General features: G+C 63.2%; 21 protein-coding genes. 6 read left to right on the top strand and 15 right to left on the bottom strand.

The window, feature by feature from the left end; all coding sequences use genetic code 11:
- Window positions 1-3: 3 nt before the first annotated feature.
- Entirely contained in the window at window positions 4-864 is an 861-nt protein-coding gene (locus H040_RS20675; protein WP_027918466.1) for an efflux RND transporter periplasmic adaptor subunit, read from the top strand.
- A gap of 338 nt (window positions 865-1,202) precedes the next feature.
- Here H040_RS20675 and H040_RS20670 read toward each other — a convergent pair whose 3' ends face one another.
- Complete coding sequence (locus H040_RS20670; RefSeq protein WP_027918467.1) at window positions 1,203-1,652, bottom strand: universal stress protein; 450 nt, start codon at window positions 1,650-1,652, stop codon at window positions 1,203-1,205.
- Window positions 1,653-1,924: 272 nt separating this feature from the next.
- Here H040_RS20670 and H040_RS20665 point away from each other — a divergent pair, with 272 nt between their 5' ends.
- From H040_RS20665 to H040_RS20650, 4 genes are all read left to right on the top strand, one after another.
- Complete coding sequence (locus H040_RS20665) at window positions 1,925-2,833, top strand: LysR family transcriptional regulator (protein WP_027918468.1); 909 nt, start codon at window positions 1,925-1,927, stop codon at window positions 2,831-2,833.
- A gap of 217 nt (window positions 2,834-3,050) precedes the next feature.
- Window positions 3,051-4,592 carry an MFS transporter gene (locus H040_RS20660; protein ID WP_027918469.1) on the top strand — a complete coding sequence of 514 codons (1,542 nt, stop codon included), beginning with the start codon at window positions 3,051-3,053 and terminating at the stop codon, window positions 4,590-4,592.
- A gap of 27 nt (window positions 4,593-4,619) precedes the next feature.
- Window positions 4,620-5,681: an HlyD family secretion protein gene (locus H040_RS20655; RefSeq protein ID WP_027918470.1), complete on the top strand. Its 1,062-nt coding sequence runs from the start codon at window positions 4,620-4,622 to the stop codon at window positions 5,679-5,681.
- Window positions 5,678-7,129 carry an efflux transporter outer membrane subunit gene (locus H040_RS20650; RefSeq protein ID WP_027918471.1) on the top strand — a complete coding sequence of 484 codons (1,452 nt, stop codon included), beginning with the start codon at window positions 5,678-5,680 and terminating at the stop codon, window positions 7,127-7,129. The genes H040_RS20655 and H040_RS20650 overlap by 4 nt, the downstream gene beginning before the upstream one ends.
- Before the next feature lie 157 nt (window positions 7,130-7,286).
- Here the strand turns inward: H040_RS20650 and H040_RS20645 are convergent, their stop codons facing one another.
- Complete coding sequence (locus tag H040_RS20645) at window positions 7,287-8,111, bottom strand: SDR family oxidoreductase (protein ID WP_027918472.1); 825 nt, start codon at window positions 8,109-8,111, stop codon at window positions 7,287-7,289.
- A 149-nt stretch (window positions 8,112-8,260) separates the two neighbouring features.
- Window positions 8,261-8,725 (bottom strand): hypothetical protein, encoded by a 465-nt coding sequence (locus tag H040_RS20640; RefSeq protein ID WP_027918473.1) that lies wholly within the window; start codon window positions 8,723-8,725, stop codon window positions 8,261-8,263.
- Window positions 8,726-8,985: 260 nt separating this feature from the next.
- Between H040_RS20640 and H040_RS20635 the strand changes: the two genes are divergently transcribed.
- Window positions 8,986-9,723 carry a hypothetical protein gene (locus H040_RS20635; RefSeq protein WP_143512531.1) on the top strand — a complete coding sequence of 246 codons (738 nt, stop codon included), beginning with the start codon at window positions 8,986-8,988 and terminating at the stop codon, window positions 9,721-9,723.
- 66 nt (window positions 9,724-9,789) lie between these two features.
- Here the strand turns inward: H040_RS20635 and H040_RS20630 are convergent, their stop codons facing one another.
- The 12 genes from H040_RS20630 to H040_RS20575 all read right to left on the bottom strand — a co-directional run bounded on the left by H040_RS20630 (window position 9,790) and on the right by H040_RS20575 (window position 25,907).
- Window positions 9,790-11,244, bottom strand: coding sequence for a mannose-1-phosphate guanylyltransferase/mannose-6-phosphate isomerase (locus H040_RS20630; protein ID WP_027918475.1), 1,455 nt, complete (start codon window positions 11,242-11,244; stop codon window positions 9,790-9,792).
- A gap of 35 nt (window positions 11,245-11,279) precedes the next feature.
- A complete protein-coding gene (locus H040_RS20625; RefSeq protein ID WP_027918476.1) occupies window positions 11,280-11,927 on the bottom strand; it encodes an alginate O-acetyltransferase AlgF in 648 nt (215 codons plus the stop codon).
- Window positions 11,928-11,947: 20 nt separating this feature from the next.
- Window positions 11,948-13,105: an alginate O-acetyltransferase gene (locus tag H040_RS20620; protein ID WP_027918477.1), complete on the bottom strand. Its 1,158-nt coding sequence runs from the start codon at window positions 13,103-13,105 to the stop codon at window positions 11,948-11,950.
- Window positions 13,106-13,115: 10 nt separating this feature from the next.
- On the bottom strand, window positions 13,116-14,573 hold the full coding sequence (locus H040_RS20615) for an MBOAT family O-acyltransferase (RefSeq protein ID WP_027918478.1): 1,458 nt from the start codon (window positions 14,571-14,573) through the stop codon (window positions 13,116-13,118).
- 194 nt (window positions 14,574-14,767) lie between these two features.
- Entirely contained in the window at window positions 14,768-15,871 is a 1,104-nt protein-coding gene (locus tag H040_RS20610; RefSeq protein ID WP_027918479.1) for a mannuronate-specific alginate lyase, read from the bottom strand.
- Between the two features lie 7 nt (window positions 15,872-15,878).
- Window positions 15,879-17,321: an alginate O-acetyltransferase gene (locus tag H040_RS20605; RefSeq protein WP_027918480.1), complete on the bottom strand. Its 1,443-nt coding sequence runs from the start codon at window positions 17,319-17,321 to the stop codon at window positions 15,879-15,881.
- 13 nt (window positions 17,322-17,334) lie between these two features.
- Complete coding sequence (algG, locus tag H040_RS20600) at window positions 17,335-18,894, bottom strand: mannuronan 5-epimerase AlgG (RefSeq protein ID WP_027918481.1); 1,560 nt, start codon at window positions 18,892-18,894, stop codon at window positions 17,335-17,337.
- Between the two features lie 21 nt (window positions 18,895-18,915).
- Entirely contained in the window at window positions 18,916-20,394 is a 1,479-nt protein-coding gene (locus tag H040_RS20595) for an alginate export family protein (protein ID WP_027918482.1), read from the bottom strand.
- Window positions 20,391-21,818 (bottom strand): alginate biosynthesis TPR repeat lipoprotein AlgK, encoded by a 1,428-nt coding sequence (gene algK / locus H040_RS20590; RefSeq protein WP_027918483.1) that lies wholly within the window; start codon window positions 21,816-21,818, stop codon window positions 20,391-20,393. Before algK ends, H040_RS20595 begins: the two co-directional genes overlap by 4 nt.
- A 12-nt stretch (window positions 21,819-21,830) precedes the next feature.
- On the bottom strand, window positions 21,831-22,997 hold the full coding sequence (locus H040_RS20585; protein WP_027918484.1) for an alginate biosynthesis protein Alg44: 1,167 nt from the start codon (window positions 22,995-22,997) through the stop codon (window positions 21,831-21,833).
- A 37-nt stretch (window positions 22,998-23,034) separates the two neighbouring features.
- Window positions 23,035-24,516, bottom strand: coding sequence for a glycosyltransferase family 2 protein (locus tag H040_RS20580; protein ID WP_177326695.1), 1,482 nt, complete (start codon window positions 24,514-24,516; stop codon window positions 23,035-23,037).
- A 74-nt stretch (window positions 24,517-24,590) separates the two neighbouring features.
- A complete protein-coding gene (locus H040_RS20575; protein ID WP_027918486.1) occupies window positions 24,591-25,907 on the bottom strand; it encodes a nucleotide sugar dehydrogenase in 1,317 nt (438 codons plus the stop codon).
- Window positions 25,908-26,683 lie beyond the last annotated feature (776 nt).

Genomic DNA, 26,683 nt, shown 5'->3' with positions numbered 1-26,683 from the left:
TCGATGAAAAAGTTCTTCAGCCTGATCGCCACCCTGCTGGTGCTGACCGCTGCCGTGGTGATTGGTCGCCAGTTGTGGTTGCACTACATGACCACGCCGTGGACCCGCGACGGCCGCGTGCGCGCCGACATCATCAACGTCGCCGCCGATGTGCCCGGTTATGTGGTGGACGTGCCGGTCAAGGACAACCAGCGGGTGAAGAAGGGCGACCTGCTGATCCAGATCGACCCCGAGCACTACCAGCTGGCGGTCGACCAGGCCAAGGCCCTGGTCGCTTCGCGCAAGGCCACCTGGGAAATGCGCAAGGTCAACGCCAAGCGCCGCGCCGACATGGACAACCTGGTGATCTCGAAGGAAAACCGCGACGACGCCAGCAACATCGCCAACTCCGCCCTTGCCGATTACCAGCAGGCCCAGGCAGCGCTGGCGGCCGCCGAGCTGAACCTCAAGCGCACCCATATCGTTGCTACGGTGGACGGTTACGTGACCAACCTGAACATCCACAAGGGTGACTATGCGCGCACCGGCGAAGCGGTGATGGCGGTGGTCGACGAGAACTCGTTCTGGGTGTACGGCTTCTTCGAGGAAACCAAGTTGCCGCACGTGAAAGTAGGCGACCAGGCCGAGCTGCAGATGATGAGTGGCGAACGCATCAAGGGGCACGTGGAGAGCATCGCCCGCGGCATCTACGACCGCGACAACCCACAGAGCCGCGAGCTGATCGCCGATGTGAACCCGACCTTCAACTGGGTGCGCCTGGCACAGCGGGTGCCGGTGCGGATTCATATCGATGAGGTGCCGGACGGGTTTGTGCTGGCGGCGGGGACGACCTGTACGGTGGTGGTAAAGCCAAATGAGAGCTAACCGGAACTGATGTTGAGCCTACCTCTGTCGTTAGGAATTGGACTACAGCGAGGTAGGGAGGTGATGTCATGAGCTGATTTAGCTCGCGCTGCACAATGCCTTTTCGTGTCGCCAGCAAGCGCGATGCGCAAAAGCAATGGCCCCGCGATGCGGGGCCATTGATACGTACCTAGGGTCATCACCAGCATGACCATCAGATCTTCTGGGAGAGGGCGACATAGGGCTGCACTGCGAATGCTAATACCGGATCGACGAGTTGACACACCAAGACTGGCTTAGCCGCTATGATGCATTTCCTCAGGCAGGGTCGAACGGGTTGGCTGTTCCTTCGCTGGGTATTAGTAAGCCACCCCCACCAGCACCGGCACCTCGACCCGATCAATGACCTTGGCGCTGATGGACGGGTCCAGCAGCCGCCCCAACCGCGACAGGTGGCGGTGGCCCATGATGATCAACTCGCAGTTCAGTGCCTGTGCCTTGCTGACGATCGCCTCGACCGGCTGCCCGGCGACCATGCAGCCTTGGCTGCTGAAACCGGCCTGCTGCAACTGTTGTACGGCCTCGGCCACGGCGCGGTCGCCCAGGCGTTGCTCCTCGCAGGCGGCGGGATACTCCTCCAGTTCTTCAACGGTGTAGGGCGCGGGTTTGTCGTGCACCGCGAAGGTGGAGTCGATGGCCAGCAACACGTGCAGTTCGTGTTCGCCCGGGCGGCAGTAGCGGCGGGCGAGGGTGAGCAGGGCAGCGGAAGCGGGGGAGGCGTCGATGGCGATCAGGACGGGGCTGGGCATCTGGGATCCTTGTTTGCAGCTGGCTAAGGGGTTGCCTGTACGGGCCTCTTCGCGGGCAAGCCCGCTCCCACAGGGAGTGCACAAAGTTGTGAGAATGTGAGGCTCCTGTGGGAGCGGGCTTGCCCGCGAAAGGGCCGGACCTGCCAATGCTTCATTTAAGGCCGAACACGGCCAGTGAATAAATGCCCCGCCACGCACGAGCGCATTGCGTCTGGTGCAATCGGCCAACCTGCTAACATCGCGTTTCCCCACAGCTGTAACGGAAAACGGCCATGCAACTCCCGGACATGAACCTGCTCGTCGCCCTCGATGCCTTGCTCGATGAAGGCAGCGTGGTGGGCGCCGCGCAGCGCATGAACCTGAGCCCGGCGGCGATGAGCCGCACCTTGGGGCGTATCCGCGACGCCCTGGGCGACCCGATCCTGGTGCGTGCCGGCCGTGGCCTGGTGCCGACGCCACGGGCGCTGGCCCTGCGCGAACAAGTGGCGGCACTTGTGGAGCAGGCCGGTGAAGTGTTCCGCAGCGTCGATGAAGTCGACTTGTCCAGGCTCGATCGCGCTTTCAACATTCGCACCAATGACTTGTTCATCGCCTTGTATGGCGCCCAGCTGCTGCAGCGCATGCATAAACAGGCGCCACGCACGGTGCTGCGTTTCGTGCCGGAAAGCCCCGGCGGCGATGACGACAGCGTGCTGCGCGATGGGCGCACCGACCTGATCATCAGCTCGACCGTCGACCTGGGCCCGGAGATCAAGGTGCAGAGCCTGTTCCAGACTTACTATGTAGGGCTGGCGCGGCGCGATCATCCGATCTTCGACCAACCCATCACACCGGACGCCTTTGCCAGTTATCCGCAGATCAGCGTTTCCCGCCGTGGCCGGGCCAACGGGCCGATCGATGTCGAGCTGGCCAATTTCAAGGTGCAGCGTCGGGTGGCACTGATTACCCCGAGTTTTCACTCGGCATTGTTCTCGCTGCCCGATTCCGACCTGATCCTGCCGATGCCGGCCAACATCCTCAACAGCGTGCACAAGCTCGGCCTGCCGCTACGCTCGTTCGAAATCCCGGTGCCGCTGGAGCGAGTGACAGTGCTGCAGGCCTGGCACCCGCGCTTCCATAACGACCCCGCCCACCGCTGGTTGCGGCAGACCTTGAAGGCTTGCTGCAGCGTCGATCCTTGATACCGCGTTGCTTGCTTCGCGGGTAAAACCCGCTCCCGCGCTGGCCTGATGCATTGCACTGATCCTGAGGGAGCGGGTTTACCCGCGAAGCAGGCGACTCGGTATCGAAGCCGATTGCGTCAGGCGCAATATAAAACTGCCGAGAAGTCAGTTTTCGTCAGCATTCGACCTTCTTAGACTTGCTCCAGTCGCAAATTTGTTGCTGGAGATGTATTCCATGAGTTCCCTGTCCGCCCCTTCGGCCGCGATTGCCGCCGCCCCCGCGCCGGCCGCGCCTGCGCAGACGGCGTTCGGCTTGCGGGTGGTGGTCGGGCTGTTCGGCGTGTTGCTGGCAGTGCTGTGTGCCGGCCTCAACGAGTCGGTGACCAAGATTTCCCTCGCCGACATCCGCGGCGCCATGGGTATTGGTGCCGACGAAGGGGCGTGGCTGCTGGCGGTGTACAGCGCAGCTTCCGTCTCGGCCATGGCCTTTGCCCCGTGGCTGGCCACCACCTTCTCCCTGCGCCGCTTCACCATGAGTGCGGTGGGCGTGTTCGCCGTGCTGGGTTTACTGCAACCGTTTGCCCCCAACCTGCACAGCTTGATGCTGCTGCGCGTGCTCCAGGGCTTTGCCTCGGGTGCATTGCCACCGATGCTGATGAGCGTGGCGCTGCGCTTCCTGCCTCCTGGCATCAAGGTCTACGGCCTGGCCTGCTATGCCCTGACCGCCACCTTCGGGCCCAACCTCGGTACGCCTCTGGCTGGCCTGTGGACCGAGTACGTCGGCTGGCAGTGGGCGTTCTGGCAAATCATCCTGCCCTCCGCGCTGGCCATGTTTTGTGTCGGTTGGGGCCTGCCGCAGGACCCATTGCGCCTGGAACGCTTCAAGCAGTTCGACTGGCGTGGCGTGTTGCTCGGCCTGCCGGCCATCAGCTGCATCGTCCTCGGCCTGTCGCTGGGTGACCGCTGGGGCTGGTTCGATTCGCCGCTGATCTGCTGGTTGCTGGGCGGTGGCGTACTGTTGCTGGTGTTGTTCATGTACAACGAATGGTCCGAGCCGCTGCCGTTCTTCCAGCTGCGCATGCTGCAACGGCGCAACCTCAGTTTTGCCCTGGTGACCCTGGCCGGCGTGCTGATCGTGCTGTCCGGTGTGGCCAGCATTCCGTCGGCGTACCTGGCGCAGATCCAGGGCTACCGCCCGGCGCAGACCAGCCCGCTGATGATGCTGGTGGCCATGCCGCAGCTGATCGCCCTGCCACTGACCGCAGCGTTGTGCAACATCCGGGCAGTGGATTGCCGCTGGGTGCTGGCCATCGGCCTGGCCATGCTGGCGGTGTCGTGCGTGGGCAGCAGCCTGCTGACCAGCGAGTGGATCCGCGGTGATTTCTACCCGTTCTACGTGCTGCAGGTTTTTGGCCAGCCAATGGCCGTGCTGCCGCTGCTGATGCTCTCCACCAACGGCATGACCCCGCAGGAAGGCCCGTTCGCCTCCAGCTGGTTCAACACCGTCAAAGGCCTGGCCGCAGTGATTGCCGGAGGCCTGCTGGATGCCTTGGGCACCCTGCGCCGGCACTTCCATTCCAACCACCTGGTAGACAGCTTGGGCAACGCGCCGCTGATCGACAGCAACACGGTGGGCCTTGCCAAGCGCATTCACGACCAGGCGCTGGTGCTGACCTCGGCCGACCTTTACCTGGTCATGGCCTGCATCGCCGTGGCGCTGATCTGCCTGATTCCTTTCGTGCCTACCCGGGTCTATCCGCCGCGCGCGGTGGCCTGAACCCTGGATGAATTCGAGACACTGAACATGACCAACAACCGCAAAACCCTTCTCATCGGCTCGGTGCTCGCCGTGGCCGTGCTGGCCGGTATCGTCGGCCCCTGGCTGTTGGGCAGCGACCACCGGCAGAGCACCAACGATGCCTATGTGATTGCCGACTACACCGTGGTCGCGCCCAAGGTCGCGGGCTTCATCAAGGAAGTGCTGGTCGAAGACAACCAGCAGGTGCAGGCCGGCCAGTTACTGGCGACCATCGATGCCCGTGACTACCAGGCCGCGCTGGATGCCGCCCAGGCGCAGCTGCTGGTGGCCAAGGCGCAGAGCGCCGATGCTCGCGCCACCCTCGAGCGCCAGGCCGCACTGATTGCCCAGGCCCAGGCGGCGGTGACGGCGGCTCAGGCTGAAGCAGCGTTCGCCGACCACGAGGTCAACCGCTACAGCCGCCTGGCCGAGCAGGGTGCCGGCACCGTTCAGAACGCCCAGCAGGCGCGCAGCCGGGTCGACCAGGCCCGCGCACGGCTGGCCAACGCCCAGGCGGCGCTGGTGGCAACCCGCAAGCAGGTGGACATCCTTACGGCCCAGGTGGCCAGTGCCGATGGCCAGTTGAAGCGTGCCGAAGCCGGCCTGGAGAAGGCCCAGCTGGACCTGTCCTACACCCGCATCACCGCGCCGGTTGACGGCATGGTCGGTGAGCGGGCATTGCGCGTCGGCGCCTTCGTCAACCCGGGCGCCCGCCTCTTGTCGGTGGTGCCGCTGCAGCATGCCTACGTGGTCGGCAATTTCCAGGAGACTCAGCTGACCCACGTGCAGCCGGGCCAGCCGGTGAGCATCAGCGTCGATACCTTCTCTGGCGAAACCCTCAAGGGCCATGTCGAGAGCATTGCCCCGGCCACCGGCGTGACCTTCGCTGCGGTGAAACCGGACAACGCCACCGGCAACTTCACCAAGGTGGTACAACGCATTCCGGTGAAGATCGTTTTCGATGATGGCCAGCCACTGCTCGAACGCCTGCGTGTGGGCATGTCGGTAGAAGCTACCATCGATACCCAGGGCGACAAGCTGGCTGGCAAAGAGGTGAGCACACGATGAAACCTGCCGCACGCTTGAGTCCGCTGCTGCTGGCCGTGCTGCTGGCCGGCTGCACCCTCGGGCCGGACTTCCAGCGCCCGGACAGCCAGGCGCCGCAGCAATGGGAAGCGCTGCAGGGTGAAGCCGCCGCGAGCCAGCCACAGGCCGAGCCGCTGGAACTGCGCTGGTGGGAAACCTTCCACGATGCACGGCTGAGTGCGTTGATCCAGCGCGTGGCCGACAACAACCTCGACGTGCAGATGGCCAGTGCACGCCTGCTACAAAGCCGCGCCCTGCGTAGCACGGTGGCAGCCGATGAAACGCCGTCGGTGGATGCCAACATCGGTTACAGCCGTGCCCGCAACAGCGCCGAAGGCCTGAGCGATCCATCGGGCAACGCCGGGAAATCGGCCTTCAACCTCTGGCAGGGCGACTTGGTCGCTGGCTGGGAACTGGACCTCTGGGGCCGGGTGCGGCGCCAGGTGGAAGCGGCCGATGCCACCGTGGAAATGGCCGAGAACGATCGCCGCGGCGTATTGCTGGCACTGCTTGCGGAAACCGCCGGCAATTACATCCAGCTGCGAGCCGTGCAACACACCCTGGACGTGACCCGCGACAACCTCAAGGTCGCCGAACATAGCCTGAAGCTTTCCCAGGATCGCCAGGCAGAAGGTGTTGCCACGCGTCTTGATGTGGCCCAGGCCAGTGCACAGGTTGCTTCCATCGAAGCGCGCCTGCCGAGCCTGGAAGCCAGGCGCGATGACTTGATCAATGCCCTCAGCCTGCTCGCCGCCGAGCCGCCGCGTAGCCTGCAGGCCGAGTTGCTGCAGGGCGCAGAGCTGCCCGCGCCGCAGCAGACGTTCGCCATCGGCCTGCCCTCCGAGCTGGCCGAGCGGCGCCCGGACATCCGCCAGGCCGAGGCGCGCCTGCATGCCGCCACCGCGAGTATTGGTGTGGCCAAGGCCGACTTCTATCCAAGCATCCGTCTATCTGGCAGCGTCGGCTTCCAGGCCATGCAGCTGGCCGATTTCGGCGGCTGGGATTCGCGTCGCTTCGCTTTCGGCCCGCAGTTGTCGCTGCCGATCTTCGAGGGTGGCCGGCTCAAGGGCACCTTGGAACTGCGCGAGGCGCAGCAACAGGAAGCGGCGCTGAACTATCGCAAGGTGGTGCTCGGTGCCTGGCACGAGATCGACGATGTGCTGCGCCTGTATAACGCCAGCCAGCTGCGTCGTGATCACCTGGCCGAGGCGGTGCGGCAGAATCGCATCGCCCTGGAAACCGCCCAGCGCCAATACGTGGAAGGGGCAGTGGACTTTCTCAACGTGCTGACCGTGCAGGGCGCACTGTTGGCCAGCCAAGAGCAGTGGATCGACAGTTCAGCGGCGGTTTCGCAGGCGCTGGTTGGCTTGTACAAGGCGCTGGGCGGCGGTTGGCAGGCGTTCGATACCCAGCCCCCGCACCGGGCGTGATCGGGGGCGATTGCCATGTACCTCTGTTTGAACGGCAAGCACGAGTGCCTTCCAAAGGTGATGCGCCTGGTATTGCTGCCAGTGTTCAGCATGGGGAGTAGTTTTGTTGTTGGCGAACGTCCTGGTGGCCGACAACATAGTGACTGAATCGCCCCGATCACAAAGGCCGTAACAAACCAAAGCGTTTGCGCAACACCCAATGCAAAACCCGTCGCGGCAGCCAGCGCGCCAACAATGGCAATGCGGTGCTGCCGTTACCTATGCGTACCAGCGTCGGTGGCGGCGATTTGTGTACCGCTTTCAACACACCTTGAGCGAACTCGCGCGCGGACGTCGGCTTGTCCTGTGAAGCGCGCGCCCTTGCTTGAACATACTCACGCAACGGCCACCATGGCGAGCCCGGGGTGAACATTTGTTGCGCCTGGCGCTGGGCATTGTCGGCGAACTGCGAAGCAATGGCTCCCGGCTGCACCTCCATGACCTGTATCCCGAACGGCACCAACTCCAGGCGCAGGGCATCGCTGAGCGCCTGCACGGCAGCCTTCGACGCGCAGTAGGCGCCGGCGAATGGCGTGACCAGCACGCCCGAGACACTGCCGATATTCACCACCAACCCGCGTGCACGACGCAACAGCGGGAACAGTGCGCGGGTTACGCCGACCACGGCGAAGACGTTGGTTTCGAACTGTTGGCGCATGGCCTCTACGCCGCCATCGAGCAAGGGCCCCATGGCGCCGTAGCCGGCGTTGTTGATCAGGATGTCGAGGCGACCGTGGTGCGCTTCCAGCTCATTGGCCAGGCGCTTGAGCGCTTCGCCATCGTTGACGTCCAGTTGCCGTGCAATGAAGCCGGCGGCGGACAGTTGTTCGACATCGTCGGGCTTGCGGGCCGTGGCCCAGACTTCATGGCCGGCATCGCGGAAAGCGTCGGCGAGGGCGCGGCCGATGCCGCTGGAACAACCGGTGATCAGGACGGTGGGCATGGATGGGCCTGTATTCTGGGGACGTTGAGGTTGCCTTCGCCGGCCCATTGGCGGGCAAGCCCGCTCCCCCAGGCATGCACAATGCCCGAGGTCTGTGCGAATCCTGTGGGAGCGGGCTTGCCCGCAAATGGGCCGGAACAGGCGCTGTATTAATTGGCAAATGTACCTTGCAAGTGTTCCGCGCGGAATTCCAAGGTCTGCGGCCGGTAGCCCGAACGCAGCGGTGGCAACGGCAGGCAGTCTTTCCACTCGGCGCCCGGCTGCAGCTCACCCGGCCCACGGTAGCGCGGTGCGTTGTAAGTGTTTTCTGCCAGGTTTACGGTATCGCCCGGCGCATACGCTGCAACGCGCCAGCGCAGTTCGACCAGCGGGGCCTTGTTGCCGTTGTGCATCGTGACTTGCAGGGTGCGATCAGCGGGGCATTGCGCGGGTGCGTAGGCCAGGCGCAGGTCCAGGCGCGCCAATTGCGAGGTTTCGCGAGTGTCCTGCCACGCGACCCACAGCGCAACCAGGCCCAGGCCACAGACGGCAGCCATTGAAAGGGGCAGGGCTTTCGCTGGGTAGCGCAGCAGCAATACCAGCCAGGTGAGGATGAGGATGGCACCGATAAGCATGAATCTGGGACCTCGAGATCGCCGGTTCAGCCATCCTAGCGTCAAATGGGCTGCGCTTGAAGATCAGCGATGGTATCTGTTAATCAAGGTATCACCCCCGTCGTACCTAGCATTTCTATCAGTTTCGACAGTCTGTGCGTGCCAGTAGCATCGTCGACAGCTGTGCACTGCGTGGCACAGATTCTGGTCATTCGACTGCCACTTCGGGGAACAAACGCATGGGAACAGTAAAGGTTGAACAGTATACGGTTGTGGGGTACATGAATGCCCAATTGCCCAATGGCGTACCCTTCCACGCCAGCTCGCTTGTTATTCAGCCCCGCGGAGTTGCTGCGTACGATGACAACGCAGTTGGCGATGAGCCCTTCCTCTTTATAAATTTCCCCAAAACGCTCGAAGTCAAAACCTTCCCGATGGAGCCGCAGGAGAAAGGGGACGTCTGGGCCTATCTCGGTTCGGCGTTTACGGGTTATGCCAGCAATGGCGAACTGGGCATTGAGCGTTTGAACGATGCCGCGGGCCCGCTGAAAGCGCACTTTGAATTCGAAGTGTCTGGGGAGGGCACGCCGTTCAAGGTGACCGACGGAGCCTTCGAGCTGCAAGTGTCGGAGCGTGCGCACACCGACGAGGCTACGGGCGCAGCAGGCGCGCAGGTCGAACCTGCTCTCGAAGGTAATAATGGGTTCAATGCGACCCTCATCAACCTGAACTACGGTCAGGATGGCAAACCCAATAGCCTGTTGATCGTCCAGCAACGTGACCTTGAATATGGCCTGTCCGACTTGGGCGCTTTCATTCGGCTAGACACTGACGGTGTATTGGGTGTCAGGGCTGTTGTCGGCAATGGCCTGATCGCCGCGGATGAAGGCAGCCTGGACTATTCAGACTTCCATTACGAAGAAGGGGTGGCGCTTTCCTTTGTGTTCAGCTTTTCGTTCAGATGGAAAGGCAAGGTCTACAGGTTTGAAAAGGGACGTGTGAAGCTCGACTTGCGCTGAGTGATCCGCTGAGCAACAAAAAGCCTCGCGCCCTGCCAAGGGCGCGAGGCTTTCAACAAGGGGTTCCTACTGCGCGATCGTCTTCACTGACACGCCACGCTCAGCCGGCGTCGACGTACGCCCATACACGTCCTCGAAGCGCTCGATGTCATCCTCGCCCAGGTAACTGCCAGACTGCACTTCGATGATTTCCAGCGGGATCTTGCCCGGGTTGCGCAAGCGGTGGATCGAGGCGATCGGGATGTAGGTCGACTGGTTCTCGGTGAGCAGGAACACGTTCTCGTCACAGGTCACCTCGGCAGTGCCGGACACCACGATCCAGTGCTCGGCACGGTGGTGGTGCATCTGCAGCGACAGGCTGGCGCCCGGCTTGACGGTGATGTGCTTGACCTGGAAGCGGCCGCCCATGTCCACCGAGTCGTACGAGCCCCACGGGCGATACACTTCCAGGTGGTTCTGGGTTTCGCTGCGGCCCTGCTCGTCGAGAGTCTTGACCATCTGCTTGACGCCCTGGACCTTGTCCTTGTGGGCGATCATCATCGCGTCCTTGGTCTCGACCACGACAATGTTCTCCAGGCCGATCACCGACACCAGCTTGCCATTGCCGTGGATCATGCAGTTGCGGCTGTCCTGCACCACCACATCGCCTTTGGTGACGTTGCCGTTATCGTCCTTCTCGTGCACGTCCCACAGCGACGACCAGCAGCCCACGTCGCTCCAGCCGGCCGACATTGGCACCACGCAGGCGCGCTGGGTCTTTTCCATCACGGCGTAGTCGATGGAGTTGTCTGGGCAGCATTCGAAGGTGGCTTCGTCGATGCTCAGTACATCGCCGTCTCCAGCACTGCGCTCCAGCGCCAGCACGCAGGTGTCGTAGATGTCCGCGTCGTGTTTCTTCAGCTCTTCGAGGAAGCGGCTGGCGCGGAACAGGAACATGCCGCTGTTCCAGAAGTAGCCACCGGCGGAGACGAACTCAGCGGCGCGCTTCTCGTCGGGCTTTTCGACGAACTGGGCGACCCGGGCCACACCTTCAGGCAGCAGCGCGTCCTGGCTGGAGCGGATATAGCCATAGCCGGTTTCCGGCTTGGTCGCCGGTACACCGAACAGCACCATCTCGCCGCGCTCGGCGGCCACGGTGGCCAGGGCCAGGGCGCGTTGCAGGGCTTTCTGGTCATCGATCACGTGGTCGGCAGGCAGCACCAGCATCAGCTCGTCGCGGCCTTCATTGACCAGTTTCATGGCCGCCATGGCCACCGCCGGCGCGGTATTGCGGCCGAACGGCTCCATCAGGATGCCCTGGGTTTCCAGCTTCAGGGCAGCGAGCTGCTCCTGGACGATGAACTTATGGTCCTTGTTGCAGACCACGATCGGGGCGTCCATGCCGTCAAAGCGCAGGCGCTCGATGGTTTGCTGGAACAGGGTGTGTTCACCGGTCAATGCCAGGAACTGCTTGGGGAACTGCTTGCGCGACAGAGGCCACAGACGGGAACCGCTACCACCAGAAAGAATTACCGGGATCATCATGTTTCTCCAATAGTCGTTATGAGGCAGGGGGATCAGTTGCTAGCCACGGGGCGAGTTACCCACACCGGCGACAAGTTGCTGCCGGAACCCGTTACGTACAGCACGGCAGCTTCGCCACGCTCCAGGGCGACCGGTTTCAGGTCGCTGACTTTCTTGTTGCCTTCGAACAAGGCCAGGTTGACCTTGACCGGATTGATTTCACGCTCGCCGCGGCCCTTGGTGGCCACCGATGGCACCACTTCGGTCTTGCCGTCGGCGGTCTTCAGGGTTACCGCCTGGTCGCTGAGGTTCTGCACCCGCACCAGGGCTTTCTGTTTGTTCTTGAACGGTGGTTCTTCGATCAGCTGCGGGGTGCCGCCAGCGTTGTTGACCAGGGTGTAGTACTTGTCCGCAGCCAGCTTGACCGGCACGCTCTTGCCACCGACCTGAGCGGTGTAGTCACCACCCGGCAGGAAGCTGAAGTCGCTGCTGGCCTGGGCGCCAACCTGCTTGATCTGGGTGTTGCCGACGCTGGCTGCAGCCGGGGCGCTGGTGGCGTTGTACAGGCGCACGAAGGTCGAGCCTTTCGGTGCGGTCGGGCCGTACAGCGCGGCATCGGCGCCGGCGAACGCCTGCATGGAAGCAAGGGAAAGGCCGGCCGCGAGGGTGAGGGCTTTGGCAATGGAAGTCTTGGTAGTCATGTGCATTTCCTCTCTTTCTATCAGTGGTTCGTCCGGGTGGACGACAAGGCCAGGTTTTCTTCGGATTGACGGGAGTTCTTCAGCTGCGCGATCCACTGCGGGTCGAAGCTGCTGAGGTCGTTGGTCATTGGCAGATAACGTTCGGGGAATTCCCACACCACCACTTGTGGTGCGGCGTTCTTGAAGGCATCGCTTTGCAGGTACTTGAGCATTGGCAACAGCGGGCCGTGGCCGTCTTCGGCGTAGTTGGCGACGTCGCTGTGCAGCGCCTGCTGCAGCGCACCGAGGAAGTTCCAGTGCGGGTTGGCGCTGTAGCTGGTGCCCACCAGGGCGACCGGGATCTGGTTGTCGGCGAACAGGGCGTCGCCGCCATCGCCTTCGGCCTCGGCCGGCCGGGTCGTGCGTTGCTGCAGGTTGTCCGGGGTCGGCAACAGGTTGCTGAACAGTGGGTCCAGGGGCAGGAAGTTGGTCAGGTCGCCCTTGTAGGGGGCGGTGTTGCCCGCTTCGGTGATGAAGGTCTGCGGCTCGCCATTGAGCAGGCGCTGGCGGCTGACCGCTTCGCCCAGTGCCTGCGCTACCACTTCGGCGCCCATTGGCGTCCAGTGGGTGTCGGTACGCAGGAACACCTGGCCACGGGCCTTGGCCTGTTCCAGTGCGGCCATCAGGTCGGGGGCGAACACATTGGCCTGGCGCGCCTGGGCATGGAACTGGTTGTACAGATCGTCATGCAGGCTGGCCGGTTGCTCCTTGCCGATGTACTCGGCGTACACCCGCGCCTTGGCCGGGATGATCGCCAGCACCAGTTGGCTGCCATGCTGCTGCAGGGTGTCGCGCACGCCGCGGATCAGCGCCAGGTTGTCCTGCATCAGCTGCTCGGCACCGGCGGTGGGCTTGAACTCTTCGTCGCTGAACAGCCACTGGTCGCGGCCCAGCACCACGCCCGGGCGGCCTTCGTTGAACAGCTTGAAGTCCAGCGCGGCCCAGAGATTGGTGCCCAGCCGCTTGATCGGGAACTGGTCGTCGTAGTGGGTCTCGGCGGCCTTGGCCAGCTTGCCGTTGAGCAAGGTCATCTGCTCGGTACGGTGGAAGCTGTCGAAGCCACCGGTGGACCAGGCGCCCATGCCCACCAGCAGGCCGAGGAACGACAAGGAATAGGTAATGCGTAATGTCCGGTTCATGTCATCCGCCTCAGAACTGGAAGTACAGGAACGGCGAGTAGCTCTGCGCCGAAAGCTTGAGGATCGAGGCCGCGAACAGCAGCAGGATCAGGGCGCGGCTCATCACCCGGGTCCAGTCCAGGCCGATCGAGCCATCGGCGTTGACCTGCACCGGGGTAGCGTTCGCCGTTGGCCTGGCGTTGCGGTAGAAGTCGCGCAGGCCGAAGAACGCCAGGGTGATGTAGGCGATCACCAGGGTCGCTACCTGCAGGCCGGTGAGCTGGGCGCGGTTGAGTTCCGACAGCTGCCACTCGCCGAAGCTGAACATGGCGCCGTACATGCGTGCGGCGACGTGCAGGTTCTCGGCACGGAAGATCACCCAGCCGACCACCACCAGCAGGAAGGTGAAGGCCCACTTGACCGGGTTGAAGCGCTGCGGGTTGGTGTCGATGCCCAGCGCCCGCTCGATCGCCAGCCACAGGCCGTGCCAGGCGCCCCAGATGATGTAGGTGAAGTTGGCACCGTGCCACAAGCCGCCCAGCAGCATGGTCAGGAACAGGTTGCGGTAGGTGTTGAAGGTGCCTTTGCGGTTGCCGCCCAGGGTGATGTACAGGTAGTCGCGCAGCCAGGTCGACAGGCTGATGTGCCAGCGCCGCCAGAACTCGGTGATCGACTGGCTGATGTACGGCTGCTTGAAGTTCTCCATGAAGCGGAAGCCCATCATCAGGCCCAGGCCGATGGCCATGTCGCTGTAGCCGCTGAAGTCGAAGTACAGCTGTGCGGTGTAGGCCAGGGCGCCGAGCCAGGCATCACCTGTGGTCGGGTTCTGCAGGGCGAAGCAGTGGTCGGCCACCACCGCCAGGGTGTCGGCGATGAACACCTTCTTGATGAAGCCCTGCATGAAGCGGGTGCAGCCCTCGGAGAACTTGTCCAGGGTGTGGGTGCGGTTGTTGAACTGGTCGACCAGGTCCTTGAAGCGCAGCACGGGGCCTGCGATCAGGTGCGGGAAGATCGCCACGAATGCCGCGAAGTCGATCAGGTTGCGGGTGGCCGGGGTGTCGCCGCGGTACACGTCGATGATGTAGCTGATCGACTCGAAGATGTAGAACGAGATACCGATCGGCAGCAGCACGTGGGTGAGGATGAACGGCTCCAGGCCGAACGAGCTGATGATCGCGTTGAGGCTCTCGACACCGAAGTTGGCGTACTTGAAGTAGCCGAGGATCGCAAGGTCCACACCGACGCCGAGCAGCAACCAGCGCTGGGCCGGTTTTGTGCGCACGCCGGCGGCGCCGACTTTGAGGCCGATCCAGTAGTTCCACAGGGTCACGCCGGCGAACAGGGCGAGGAAGTCGACCCGCCACCAGGCGTAGAAGATGTAGCTGGCGACCAGCAGTAGCAGGTTGCGATAGCGTTGCCCGCTCAAGTAGTACAGGCCGAGGAAGATCGGCAAGAACAGGAACAGGAACACGTTGGACGAGAAGACCATCCCGGTTCTCCTTGTTGTTCACAGCATCCGGGGCAAAGCGCCCCCCAAACCCCCCAGTACAAGACTGAAAGGCGATTAGGTCCCTGTGGGAGCGGGCTTGCCCGCGAAGAAGGTTTCGCGGTGCATGCCAAGGGCTTCGCCCTTGTTCGCGGGCAAGCCCGCTCCCACAGGTTTCACTCCCACATCGGGAGGTATTACTTCTTGCTTTCAGCGTTCGGGTCGTAAACCCGGGTCACATCGCCACCCAGCCTGAAGCTGTTGAACGGCTGCATGTGCTGCTTGCGCTGCAGGGTGTCGCCGACGCAGTGATAGAGCGCACACCACGGTTCGAGCCAGGAGTACTTGCTGTCGACCTTGAGGTCTTTCATGTCCTGCTTTTCGCCAGCTCGGGCCTTGAACTGACTCGGGTCGCGGGCACCAGCCAGCACGCCTTCACCCAGGCGCTGCAGGGCAAAGTTGTTCTCGCTGCGCAGGTCGACGTTGTTGGCCTGGGCGAAGCTGGCAATCATCGCCAGGGGTGGCAGGGCGTAGTTGTGGTAGGCCAGGGCACGCTGGCGGCGCTTGAGCTCGTTGGGCAGGAAGCCCTGGTCGTCGACCTGGTTGGCGCCGACCTTGTATTCCTTCACGGCCCAGTCGAAAAGGTCGCGGCGGTCGGTGGCCACGGCAGTGGCCATTACCGACCAGGCCGCCCAGTAACTGTGGTTGTTGATCTTCTCCAGCGGCAGGTTGCTCCAGTCGCGCACGGTCTGCTCGGCGAGGCGGGCGAACCACTTCTCGATCAGTTCGGCCTCGGCCTGGTGCGCGGCCAGCGGCTGCGAGTTGGAGAACTTCAGGCGCAGCCACGACCCGCTCATGCTGCCCAGCGCCCATTTGCGCATGGACTTGCCGGTGTGGTTGTAGTCGGTGGACAGCAGCGCATCGGCGCGTGCCCAGGTACCGAGCCAGGTCAGGGTGCAGTCGAGCTGCGCCGGACGGCCGTCACGCATGTACTGGCCGACCATCTTGCTCACGCCCTTCTCGAGTGTGGTGATGTCTTCGGTGGACTTGCGGAACGCCTTTTCCGAAGCGACGTTGAGCGTCGCCCGGGCCTTGTCCGAACCTTCGTACTTGCTGCGGAACTGCAGTGCCCCGGTGTAGGGCTTGGGCGCAGGCGCGCAGTGGAAGTTGCCGTCGCTGGTCTTGAGCTTCTCGATGCCCTCGTAGTAACCCTGCGGGGGCACCAGCGCGGCATGCGCGGCGCCGCCGCACAAGGCGAGGGCGAGCAGGGCAGGGCTGGACAGTCGCTTGAGCTTGTTCATGATCGCCTCACTGGCCGGCCTGCGCAGTCTGCGCGGGCACGGCGAAGTTGTTGCGTTTGCAGAGCTTGGCCTCGACTTTCTGGGTGCCGCTTTCCGGGCCCTGAACCTCGAAGGCCAACAGGTTCTGGTTGGCCCAGTCCTCGTCTTCGCGCATCTGGAAGACGAAACGGCCATCGGTGTCGGAGGTTTCCGGTTTTTCCAGCTTGATGTCCTCGTGGCGGCCATTGAGGTACCACAGGGTGGCCTGCAGCACCTTCACCGAAGGGTCCTCGAACTTGATGTCCATCTGCAGGTTGCGGTTGACCAGGTCCTTGATCACACCGCCCTTGCCGTTGACCATCAGCTCGTTCTTGCCAGGCTTGAGCGTGGTGCTGGCGCTCATCAGTGCCGGGCGCGCGTCGCAGCCGTCGTCGAGCAGGCCGAGGATCTGCCGCCAGATGGTTTCCTGGTCCAGGCGGTACAGCGGCGAGAATTCCCAGATCAGAATCTTCGGCGGGTTCTTCTGAAACTCTTCGCTGCCCAGGTACTGGATCATCGAGCCCTCCAGGCCGCCACCGGGGAAGGCGACGTTGAGCACGTCGGCGCCGATGTACTGTTCGAGGAAGCCGGAGAAGTTGTAGTTCTTGCCACTGTGGCTGGTGCCGACCAGGGTGATCTGGGCGTTGCCGCTGTCACCGAACAGGTCGTCGCCACCGCCGTCCGAGCCCTTCGGCTCGGTGGCGAACTGGTCCATGTACTGCACGGCGTAGCTGGTGCCGCAGAGCTGGCCGGCAACGTTGTGCAAGGTACCGGTCTTGCCCATGCGCCCGGACTTGTGGGTTTCGAACTCCTTGCGCGGGATGCCTTCGAAGGCCGGCATCTGGTGCACGGTATCGGCCACGATTTTCGCTGCACGCTCGGCGCCGTAAGGCGTCCAGTGCTGGTCACCACGGAAGTAGAAATCCTTGCCCTGGTCGGCGGCGGCCAGTTGCTCGTTGGTCAGCGGCGACAGGTCGGGCACGTTGTAGCCCATGCTGGCGAAGCGCTTGAGCATGGCCTGGTAGTTGCCCAGTGCCTTCTGGTAGTCGAAGGCGGCTTTTTCTTCGGGCTTGAGCATGTTGCGGTTCACCAGGCCGCGGGTCGGCTGGTAGACCACGACCAGTTCCACACCGCGCTTCTTGAACGCGTCATGCACCTGCTGCAGGCGCTTGTAACCGGCCGGCGTGGTGTTGAACTCGGTGCGCAGGTCTTCGCGGGTACGGAACAGCCAGTCGCCCTGGGCCTGCACCAGCGTGGTGAAGTTCTGCTGGTAGCGCGTGGTGTAGCGGCTGGCGTCATGCGCTTCGGGGCACAGCTGGCAGCAAGGCTCGGCGGTGAAGGTCGGGGCCTTCACCTCGTCGGCGCGCACGCCCTGGCTGATGGCCAGGAGGGCGGCGGACAGGCCCAGCAGTTTCATCAGGTGTGGAGTCATGGTCTGGGCTTCCTTAATCGATCATTTCGGTCTGGCGTTCGACCGGGTCGATCAGCACGGCCTTCTGCTGGCGCACCAGCAGGTCGAGGATTTCGTCCTGGCGCTCGCCGAGGATGCCGTTGAGGCTGATGCCGCTGGCTTTGCGCGGGGCGAGCATGGACACCTTGTACAACTCGACCGACAGCGGAGAGTCGATCGACAGCGGGCCGGAGCCGTTGGCGGCCAGCTCGCCGCCGACCACGATCAGCGACACCTTGGTGTCGAACGGGTCCAGGGCGATGTCGCGGTCGGTGTCGGACAGGTCCTTGATGTGCCCGTACACGCCGACCAGCCCGTTGGCCACGGCGACGTTTTCGTACAGGCGGATGTTCACGCTGTTGCGCACGCGGATGCCGTGGCGACGGTTGTTGATCAGCTTGTTACCCCAGATCAGGTTGTCGCCGCTTTCGTACAGGGTGATGCCGTCGGTGTGGTTGCGGTAGATCTCGTTGTAGGCCACCAGGTTGTTGACGCTGTTACGGTCGATCACAACGCCCGAGAGCTTGTTGTCGTAGCTCTTGTTGTTGATGATCCAGCTGTCGTTGACCTCGCGGGAAACGATGATGCCGTGCTTCTTCTTGGTGCCGTACACGGTGTTGCCGGCGATGATCAGGCGGTGTGACCGGTCGTGCGGGTCGATGCCGTAGACGATGTTGTCGTGGTAGGTGTTGTCCTTCACCACGAAGTCCTGGGTCTCGTAGCAGTAGAAGCCGTACCACATGTCGCTGAACGTCGAGCCGATGATCCAGCCGGTCGGCTCGGGGCGGCCCATGCGTTGGGACATGTTCGGCGTGTACTGCGAAATGCTCACGCCGTACGACTTGGACTTGGCATAGCCGAAGCTGGCCATTTTCGTGTTGACGATGTAGGTCTCGGTACCGCCCCACGACAGCAGGAACGGGCGGAATTCCTTCGGCGAGCGGAAGGTCGCCGGGCCGTTGTCCTTCTCGCGCCAGCCGGTCACCTGGGTGTCGGTGACGAACAGCTTGCCGTCGTTGACCAGGAACGAGCCGCCTTCCTGGGACAGGCGCAGCTGCTTGACCTTGCCGTCGATCTCGAGAATGCCCTTCTGCCCGACCACGATGGGCAGGCGCGCCAGGTACACGCCGGGTTCGACTTCGCTGAGGTACTGCTTGGGCAGCTTCTTGCTCAGCTCGACCAGGTCGACATGGCCGTCATCGATGAAGATTGCCTGGGGGATGCCGTGCTGGCGCTGCACCCATTCGGCGGCCTTGTTGTCGCCGCCGACGAATTCCTTGAGGGTGTCCTCCTGGAACATGCGGCGCACACTGACCTTGCCCTTGTGGCGGCGGTCGATCTTCTTCTGCACTGCTTCGGCGGTGTAGCCGGTCAGGTCGGGCAGCTTCGGCGGGTCCATCTGCAGCGGCTCGATCGGTGCGCTGGCCACGGTGTAGGTCTTGGCCTGCTGCAGCTCCTTGGCGATCACCTGGGGCTCTGCGGCGGCGGCCAGGCCGCTGGCCAGCAGCAGGGCGCTGGCCAGGAGGCTGTGACGGATGTGCGGGTGAAGGTTCATTGCTAAGGTCCTCTCCCGGCCTCAGAAGCGCCAGATCACGTCGACGAAGGCACGGTGCATGTACGAGTCCGCTTCCTTGCCATAGGCATCGCCCGGCTTGAACACACCGGCGCGCAGGCGCACCAGGGCGGAAGGTTCGTCGATCGCCTGGCTCATCGACGCCGGCAGCAGGCCTTGCTTGAAGTACTTGGTGACGACCACGTCCATTTCCTGGCCGAGGTCTTTTTCGCCATCGACCAGCGGGCGGTTCACGCCCTCGTCGTTGACCACCGCGTTGATGCCGCTGGAACCGATGTTCTGGTTGCCGTCGACGCGCCAGAACTTGTGGTAGATCAGGCTGGCGTCATAGTCGTCGCGCAGCTGCCAGGAGGCGAACAGGGTGGCCGCCTGCAGGTTGCCCAGCTCGCCACGGAAGGCTTCGCCGAAGCGGTGCACGCGCGAACGGGTGCCGGTGAAGTTGGAGCGGTTGCTCTCAAGGCCGGTCTGCTCGAAGTTGTTCGAACCGTCGTCGCCACCGCCGCCGCTGCCACGGGCATAGGCGGCACCGACTTGCCATTGCGGGTCAAGGCGCAGACGGATGCCGAGGTCGGTGGCCCAGGCGTTGACGTTACCGCTCTGCTTGCCGGTCGCCACGCTGTCGTTGCCGACGGTCTGGCTGCTCAGGGTATCGCGGTCACCGGTCAGCCAGGTGACGCTGCCCCAGTAGTTGACGGTGTGGTCGTTGCGCCAGTTATAGGCGTCGCTGTTGGCTTCAAGGCCCAGCCAGGTGAGGTCGCCGGTGCGGGTCTTGTCCAGGGCGTCGACGGTCTCGCCCGGGTTCTTCAGGCTGCCGCTGTCATGGGTGTGGTGGGCGCGCAGGCCGACCCAGTGGCCAGGGGTCCACTGCGTGGCGACGTTACCGTAGATGTGCGTGCGGTCCTTGTCTTCCGGGGCCAGTTCGGTGAGGTCGGTGCGGTACTCGCTGAAGCGCTGGGCCACGCCCAGGTCGGCCTTGAGCAGGGTGGTGTCGAAGGTCCAGTTCAGCGCTTCGATGTTGGTGTCGCGCCACATGCCGTCGTCGCTGCGCAGGCGCTGGCGGCCCAGGCGCAGCTGCTCGCCCGGGTAGGCGGTGAGGCCGCTGTAGCCGACCCAGAACTCGCGCATGGCCAGGTAGCTCTTGTCCTGCTTGCGGCCGTCGGCGGCGGTGTCGGTGCTGGTGCCGTCGTCGTTCTGGCGCAGGGTGTCGGTTTCGATGGTGTCGGTGGCGGTGACCGCCTGGCCCATGGCGTAGGCGCTCCAGTTGCCGCGCTCGCCGTACACCCAAGGGCGCAGGTCGAGGCCCAGGCCGTTGACGTCGCCGCCAGGGCGGGTACCGAGGTCACGGTCGTCTTCCGACTGGCCGGTGATTTTCACATCCAGGCCGAAGTTTTTTTCAGCGGTCATATCCGCCAGGGTCGGGCAGGACCACAGCAGGGCGAAGCTCAGGCCGATGCCGGCTTTCACGAATGGATTGAGCGTCATAGCGAGTCCTCACCTTCTACTTCTTTTTCGTCGTCTTGCAGGGCTTCGAGGGCCAGGGTGCTGTTGGCGCCCTGACCCATGCTGCCGCGGGCCTGCTTCTCCTGCGCCAGCAGGCTCTGCGCCTGGCTGCGCTGGTCAGGCGTGAGTTGCTGGTCGAGCTGTTGCAGCAGTTCGCTGGACTGGGGCGTCGGGTTGGCCTGGGCGAGCTGGGCGAACACCCAGGCGTTGCCAGGTTGCGGGCGAATGCCGTGGCCTTCACTGAACAGTTGGGCGAGGGCGTAGTCGGCGCTGTTCTGGCCGCCGCGGGCCGCGGTCAGCAGGTGGTCGACGGCCTTCTGGGGTGCGACGTTACCCAGGTAACCACGGCGGTACAGCTGGCCGAGGTAGTAATGGGCGCTGACTTCGCCAGCCTCGGCGGCAGACTGCAGGTGTTGTTCGGCCTTCACCGCATCGGCGGGCAAGGTCTTGCCTTCGTAGTACAGGCGGCCCAGCAGCAGCTCGGCGCGTGGCTGTTCAGCTTCGCGGCCCTTGTCGATGTAGGCCATCAGCTGGTCGATGTCGCCCAGCTCGGGGAAGTCGTACAGCAGTTGCGCCAGGCTGACCCAGGACGCCGGGTTGGCCGGGGCGACCTGTTCGAGCAGGTCCTTGGCAGTTTTCTCGTCGGTCTGGCCGAGGCTGCGGTCAGCCAGCACACGGGCGACGCTGTCGACCCGGGTGGCCGGCACCGCGCCACGGGCATAGGCAGACTTGAGCTGGCCGAGCAAGGCGGCCTGTTGATCAGCCTGTCCGCGCTTCTGGTACACGGTGGCCAGCTCGACGTAGCAGATGTCGGTGGCGTTCAGCGCCGCCTTGCAGATTTTTTCGACCTCACCCAGGTGCTGGTCGTAGGTGCCCTGGGTGCGGTACAGCAGCACCTGGGCCAGACCCGCTTCCGGGTTGCCGGCGGCGCGCCACTGGTCGATCTGCTGCTGGGCGTTGACCTTGGGGAAGCTCTGCGGGTAGGTCAGGTAGAGCATTGCCAGTGGGATCAGGGTATTGCTCTCACCTTGCTTGGCGGCGAGCTTGAGCAGGTTTTCGGCTTCTTCGCGTTCGGCCTGGGTGCTGTCGGGCTTGGCCACCAGCAGGCGGCCGAGGCGCGCCTGGGCTCGCGGCGAAGTGGCGGCGGCCGCGCGGTAGGTAGCTTCGGCTTCCTTGATTTTCGCCGGGTCGCGAGTGGATACCTTGATGTCGGCCAGGCCTACCTGGGCATCGCTGTAGCCGAGGTCGGCCAGGGCCTTGTAGTTGCGCTCGGCCAGCGCGGTGTCGCCACGCTTGAGGGCTTCGTTGGCCAGACGTTGGTCGGGCAGGCCCGCACAGCCGGCCAGGGCGACCGCCGCAGCCAGGGCACAAAGGCCCAGGCTCGCGCTTTTCTTGTGGGCAATCATCACGGTGTCCTCTTACAGGCCACGAGCCACGGCTTTGTCGATCAGCCAGTTCAGCGAAGGGCCACGGTCGCTGTTGACCGAGGCGGGGCGCCCGGCCAGTTCAGCCGGCATGGCACTGTCGGGCTTGATCTGCACGCGGATATCGGAGGCCAGGTCATCGCTGTTGAGGCTGGCGCTGCTGACGATCTGGCCGGTGCGCACTTCGTCTTCGCCGGCCACCTGGAAGTTGACCCGTGTGCCTGGCTTGACCTCGTCGAACTGGCGGTAGCTGAAGCGTGCCTCGACCATCGGCGTCGTGGTGCGCGGCACCAGCTGGAAGATCGGCTGCCCCTTGGCGGCGTATTGGCCGTCGTCCACCAGCTGGCGGGCGACCACGCAATCGCAAGGGCTGGTAAGGGTGCCGGACAACTGCTTGCCGAACAGCTCTTCGATTTTTGCCGGCTCCAGCTGCGAGTCATCCAGGTTGCCCTTGAGCATGTCCAGCATGCTGGTGGTGAAGCTTGCCAGCGGCGCGCCCTTGACGATCTGCCCACCGGTTTCGGCCAGGCTGTTCACGGTCCCGTCGCGCGGCATGGTGACGGTGGTGGTGGGCACCGCGACCACGCCGGCTTCGGCATGGCTGACGAAGTACATGCCGTACAGCGACTTGGCGACAAAGCCAAAGGCGGCCACGCCGACAACGAACACGCCGAGGGTCACGGTCACCGCCTTGAGCCGGCCGAAGGCAGACAGGCCGGAGCCACCGTCCTTCTGCTTGCGGGCCTTGGTGAAGTTGTCGCGCTGCAGGGTGCTGAGCACATCGCCCACGGTGATCAGCTCACCCGACAGGTGGGTGGTGATGATGTGGCGCAGGGTGGCGATGTCGCGCGGCTCAAGGTTCTGGAACTGCGCGCCGGTACGGCCGCTGCCCGCGTTGTAGGAGCGCACCTGGAACTCGATGTCCATCGACAGGCCGAGGTTGTCGACCGTGAACTGCAGGCGGCCGCGCAGCACTTCACCGACCGACAGTGGCTGTTTGGTGTGGAAGCTCAGGCCACCGGCGGAGAGGTCGTCGACCTTCACATCGTGGGCCTGGCGCTCTTTGTCGAGGAAGCGCAGCTTGGCGGGGATGCGCACCCGGGCGTGTTGGCGCTGGGCTTCGGACTCATGCACGACGTTGACGTTCACGGCGGTATTCATCTGGTTTTGTTCCTGTTAGTTCCGATCCGGGTTGGGCTCACACGACCATGAACAGCACAGCGACGAAGATGCTGGCAGCCGAGAAGGTCATGGTCCGCGAGGACCAGGTGTTGAACCATTGTTGAAAACTGGCGAGGTCACGCTTGAGGGCAGTCGGCTGGCGGGTCCAGGACTGCTTGTCGAGGCGGAAGAACACGTAGATCTTCATTAGCGCGCCGACGATCTGGTTGTAATAGAGAATCAGTGGGTAGGCCGGGCCTACGTTGTGGCCAGAGCACAGCAGCATGATGGTGAGGATCAGGCGGGTGATGCCGATCCACAGCAGGTACACCAGCAGGTAGGCCATGCCGAACTTGAGGCTGGCGATCACCGCCACGGTCAGGCCGAGCAGGCTGGTCCACATCGACACGCGCTGGTCGAACAGCACGATGCTGGTGAACAGGCCCAGGCGGCGCAGGCCAAGGCCCAGGGCGCGGGAGTTCTGCCGCAGGTTGTTGCCGTACCAGCGGTACATCAGCTTGCGGCTGGCCTTGAGGAAGCTTTTTTCCGGCGGGTGCTCGACCGTGTTGATCGCCGCATCCGGCACGTAGAAGGTGTCGTAGCCAAGGCGCATCAGGCTGAACCAGCTGGACTTGTCGTCACCGGTGAGGAACTTGAAGCGGCCAAGGCGCCAGTGCATCAGCGAGTCGCTTTCGACGTCGGCGATGAACTCGGGGTTGGTCACCACGCTTGCGCGGAACATCGACATGCGCCCGGTCATGGTCAGCACGCGCTTGGACAGGGCCATCGAGCACATGTTGATGTGGCGCTGGGCGAAGCGCAGCTTGTGCCACTCGCTCATGATGTAGCCGCCGCGCACTTCGCAGAATTCGTTGGTGGTCAGGCCGCCGACGTTGGGGAACAGCTTGAACCACGGCACGGTCTTGCGCACCACGCCTTCGCCGAGCACGGTATCGCCGTCGATCACCGCGACCACGGCGTTTTCGTCCGGCAGCATTCGCGAGATGGCGCGGAAACCATAGGCCAGGCCGTCACGCTTGCCGGTACCGGCGATGCGCACGATGTCCAGGGTGACGTGTGCGGGTGGGTTGTACCTGGCCCACAGGCTCTTCACCAGCAGTTCATCGGACATCTCCACCAGCGAGCAGACCACGGTGGTGGGGTAGCCGCATTCAATCGCCTCGCGGATCACCGAGCTGTACACCTGGGCGGTGGTCAGCGCTTCGATTCGGAAGCTGGTGACCATCAGGTACACGTGCGACGGCGCGGCGGCATCGCCCATCTTCTGCACCTTGCGGCGCAGGTACGGGTAGACGCCGTAGAGGAAGATCATGCCGCGGATGAAATGGGTGGCGCCCATGGAATAGCGCCAGATGCCGACTGCGCCGACCAGGAAGATGAAGTGCTTCGACTGCGAGTCGAAGATATCGGCTGGCAGGGCCAGGGCGATCAGCATGAGCAGGCTCATGTAGAGCAGCCACCCGGCGCACTGCAACAGCACTGTCTGGAGCCTTTGCATGTTCAGCATCCGTCGAGAATTCGGGAAAGGGTGGGCAGCGATGGTGGGGAGGCCACCGCTGCCCGGTCGGGCATTTACCAGCAAATGCCTTCGGTACGGCTGGTGGTGCAGGTCGGTTTGCTCATGAAGCCGACCAGGTCGATCACCTGTTTGCCTTCCGGCGCTTGCTCGGCAAGGGCGCGGAACTGCTCGTCACGGTTGCCCAGGACGATGATGTCGGCGTTGTCGATGACCTTCTGGAAGTCGGCGTTGAGCAGGTTCGATACGTGCGGGATCTTCGACTCGATGTACTCCTTGTTCGCCCCGTGGACGCGGGCGTACTCGACGTTCTCGTCGTAGATGTCCAGCTGGTAGCCCTTGCCGATCAGGCGCTCGGCCAGTTCGACCAAGGGGCTCTCGCGCAGGTCATCGGTGCCGGCCTTGAAGCTGAGGCCGAGCAGGGCGACCTTGCGCTTGTCGTGGGCCTCGATCAGTTCGAATGCGTTTTGCACTTGCGACTCGTTGCTGCGCATCAGCGAATCGAGCAGCGGGGCACGCACGTCGAGGGAGGCAGCGCGGTAGGTGAGGGCACGCACGTCCTTCGGCAGGCACGAACCGCCGAAGGCGAAGCCTGGGCGCATGTAGTACTGCGACAGGTTCAGCACTTTGTCCTGGCAGACCACGTCCATCACGTCACGGCCGTCGACGCCGACGGCCTTGGCGATGTTGCCGATCTCGTTGGCGAAGGTGACCTTGGTGGCGTGCCACACGTTGCAGGTGTACTTGATCATCTCGGCCACTTCGATCGGCTTGCGGATGACCGGCGCGTCGAGTTCTTCGTACAGGGCTTGCAGTACATCGCCGCTGGCCTTGTCCAGTTCACCGATGACGGTCATCGGCGGATGGTCATAGTCCTTGATCGCGGTGCTTTCACGCAGGAACTCCGGGTTCACTGCCACGCCGAAGTCGACGCCGGCTTTTTTGCCCGAGCAATCTTCGAGAATCGGGATCACCACGTTCTTCACGGTGCCCGGCAGCACGGTGCTGCGAACCACGATGGTGTGGCGGCGTTCGCTGTCGCGCAGGACGTAGCCAATCTCGCGGCACACCGACTCGATGTACTCCAGGCCCAGGTCGCCGTTCTTCTTGCTTGGGGTGCCAACGCAGATCATCGATACATCGCTGGCACGGATGGCCTCGGCGAAGTCGGTAGTGCCACGCAGGCGGCCGTTGGCGATGCCTTGCTGCAGCAGTGCTTCCAGGCCAGGTTCGACAATGGGCGACTTGCCCTGATTGATCAGGTCGATCTTGGTCTTGGACACGTCCACACCAATCACGTCATGGCCTCGCGCCGTCAGGCAGCCTGCACAGACCGCACCCACATAACCCAAACCAAAGATGCTGATACGCATCGCTATCACCTCGTGTGTTTATCACGCCAGCTCCTCCGGGAAGAGCCGGACTGGGTTGATTAACAACAGTTTTCGGGCGCACGGGTCCATGGCGAAAGCTCACTTCGCCGCGCGCAGGCATGAATAAATCCGTCGCGCACAAAGTTGTGCGCTAAAAAAAGGCAGTCATAAGCCAGTATTTAAGTGGCGTGCCCTGTCATGCAGCCGTCTTTATTGCAAGGCGCTACTTGGCGCTTTGCTGTGCTTGTTCTTTCAAGTGGAAAAATCCTTTGAAATCAACCACTAGGACGATTTGTAAGGGCGCGTCAGTCCTCCACGAATCGGGTTCTAAAACGAGCCCGTTGCACCTTCCTAAGTTAACAAGGTGGTAGTAGATACCTGCTGCTTGTCATCTGTAAGTCATCTCTCACAACCCGAGGGCATGAAATTCGTTACGGCAGTATGAGCGGTTGCTCGCAGGAGAAGTTCCGGGGTGGGTTTCGCATCCATGAAAGATTTCTAAATAATTTTTCAGTGGCAAATACTTTCAATTTGATAGCACGTCGCAGTTTCACCCCCGGTTATAAAGGACGAGACTGGGGCGCGCTGTTGTTATGCCAGCATGCAAAAATATTTTTCAAAATTCGTCAAAAAAGTACGAACGGTCTTATGGCGTTTGGCGATAGCGACCATTATGACGAAATATTGACGACGTAAAATTGACACGTCGTCGTTGTGCAAGGCTGCGCTTGGATGGTGCAGAGGCACACATTCCGAAACACTCAAAGGCCTTACGA

It is taken from the genome of Pseudomonas sp. URMO17WK12:I7 (genome assembly GCF_003269045.1).
In the GTDB taxonomy this organism is placed as follows: Bacteria; Pseudomonadota; Gammaproteobacteria; order Pseudomonadales; family Pseudomonadaceae; genus Aquipseudomonas; species Aquipseudomonas putida_J.
The sequence above is the reverse complement of the archived record's forward strand: the minus strand, read 5'-3'. Positions and strand labels throughout refer to the sequence as shown.

Excerpts from the sequence above, each read along its gene's own strand:
- H040_RS20630 (WP_027918475.1), bottom strand. The coding sequence starts at position 11,244 with ATGATCCCGGTAATTCTTTCTGGTGGTAGCGGTTCCCGTCTGTGGCCT.
- H040_RS20610 (WP_027918479.1), bottom strand. The coding sequence starts at position 15,871 with ATGAACAAGCTCAAGCGACTGTCCAGCCCTGCCCTGCTCGCCCTCGCC.
- H040_RS20645 (WP_027918472.1), bottom strand. The coding sequence starts at position 8,111 with ATGCCCACCGTCCTGATCACCGGTTGTTCCAGCGGCATCGGCCGCGCC.
- H040_RS20620 (WP_027918477.1), bottom strand. The coding sequence starts at position 13,105 with ATGAACCGGACATTACGCATTACCTATTCCTTGTCGTTCCTCGGCCTG.
- H040_RS20605 (WP_027918480.1), bottom strand. The coding sequence starts at position 17,321 with ATGACTCCACACCTGATGAAACTGCTGGGCCTGTCCGCCGCCCTCCTG.
- algG (WP_027918481.1), bottom strand. The coding sequence starts at position 18,894 with ATGAACCTTCACCCGCACATCCGTCACAGCCTCCTGGCCAGCGCCCTG.
- algK (WP_027918483.1), bottom strand. The coding sequence starts at position 21,818 with ATGATTGCCCACAAGAAAAGCGCGAGCCTGGGCCTTTGTGCCCTGGCT.
- H040_RS20665 (WP_027918468.1), top strand. The coding sequence starts at position 1,925 with ATGCAACTCCCGGACATGAACCTGCTCGTCGCCCTCGATGCCTTGCTC.
- H040_RS20635 (WP_143512531.1), top strand. The coding sequence starts at position 8,986 with ATGAATGCCCAATTGCCCAATGGCGTACCCTTCCACGCCAGCTCGCTT.
- H040_RS20670 (WP_027918467.1), bottom strand. The coding sequence starts at position 1,652 with ATGCCCAGCCCCGTCCTGATCGCCATCGACGCCTCCCCCGCTTCCGCT.
- H040_RS20595 (WP_027918482.1), bottom strand. The coding sequence starts at position 20,394 with ATGACGCTCAATCCATTCGTGAAAGCCGGCATCGGCCTGAGCTTCGCC.
- H040_RS20585 (WP_027918484.1), bottom strand. The coding sequence starts at position 22,997 with ATGAATACCGCCGTGAACGTCAACGTCGTGCATGAGTCCGAAGCCCAG.
- H040_RS20660 (WP_027918469.1), top strand. The coding sequence starts at position 3,051 with ATGAGTTCCCTGTCCGCCCCTTCGGCCGCGATTGCCGCCGCCCCCGCG.
- H040_RS20575 (WP_027918486.1), bottom strand. The coding sequence starts at position 25,907 with ATGCGTATCAGCATCTTTGGTTTGGGTTATGTGGGTGCGGTCTGTGCA.
- H040_RS20675 (WP_027918466.1), top strand. The coding sequence starts at position 4 with ATGAAAAAGTTCTTCAGCCTGATCGCCACCCTGCTGGTGCTGACCGCT.
- H040_RS20580 (WP_177326695.1), bottom strand. The coding sequence starts at position 24,516 with ATGCAAAGGCTCCAGACAGTGCTGTTGCAGTGCGCCGGGTGGCTGCTC.
- H040_RS20650 (WP_027918471.1), top strand. The coding sequence starts at position 5,678 with ATGAAACCTGCCGCACGCTTGAGTCCGCTGCTGCTGGCCGTGCTGCTG.
- H040_RS20625 (WP_027918476.1), bottom strand. The coding sequence starts at position 11,927 with ATGACTACCAAGACTTCCATTGCCAAAGCCCTCACCCTCGCGGCCGGC.
- H040_RS20640 (WP_027918473.1), bottom strand. The coding sequence starts at position 8,725 with ATGCTTATCGGTGCCATCCTCATCCTCACCTGGCTGGTATTGCTGCTG.
- H040_RS20655 (WP_027918470.1), top strand. The coding sequence starts at position 4,620 with ATGACCAACAACCGCAAAACCCTTCTCATCGGCTCGGTGCTCGCCGTG.
- H040_RS20615 (WP_027918478.1), bottom strand. The coding sequence starts at position 14,573 with ATGGTCTTCTCGTCCAACGTGTTCCTGTTCCTGTTCTTGCCGATCTTC.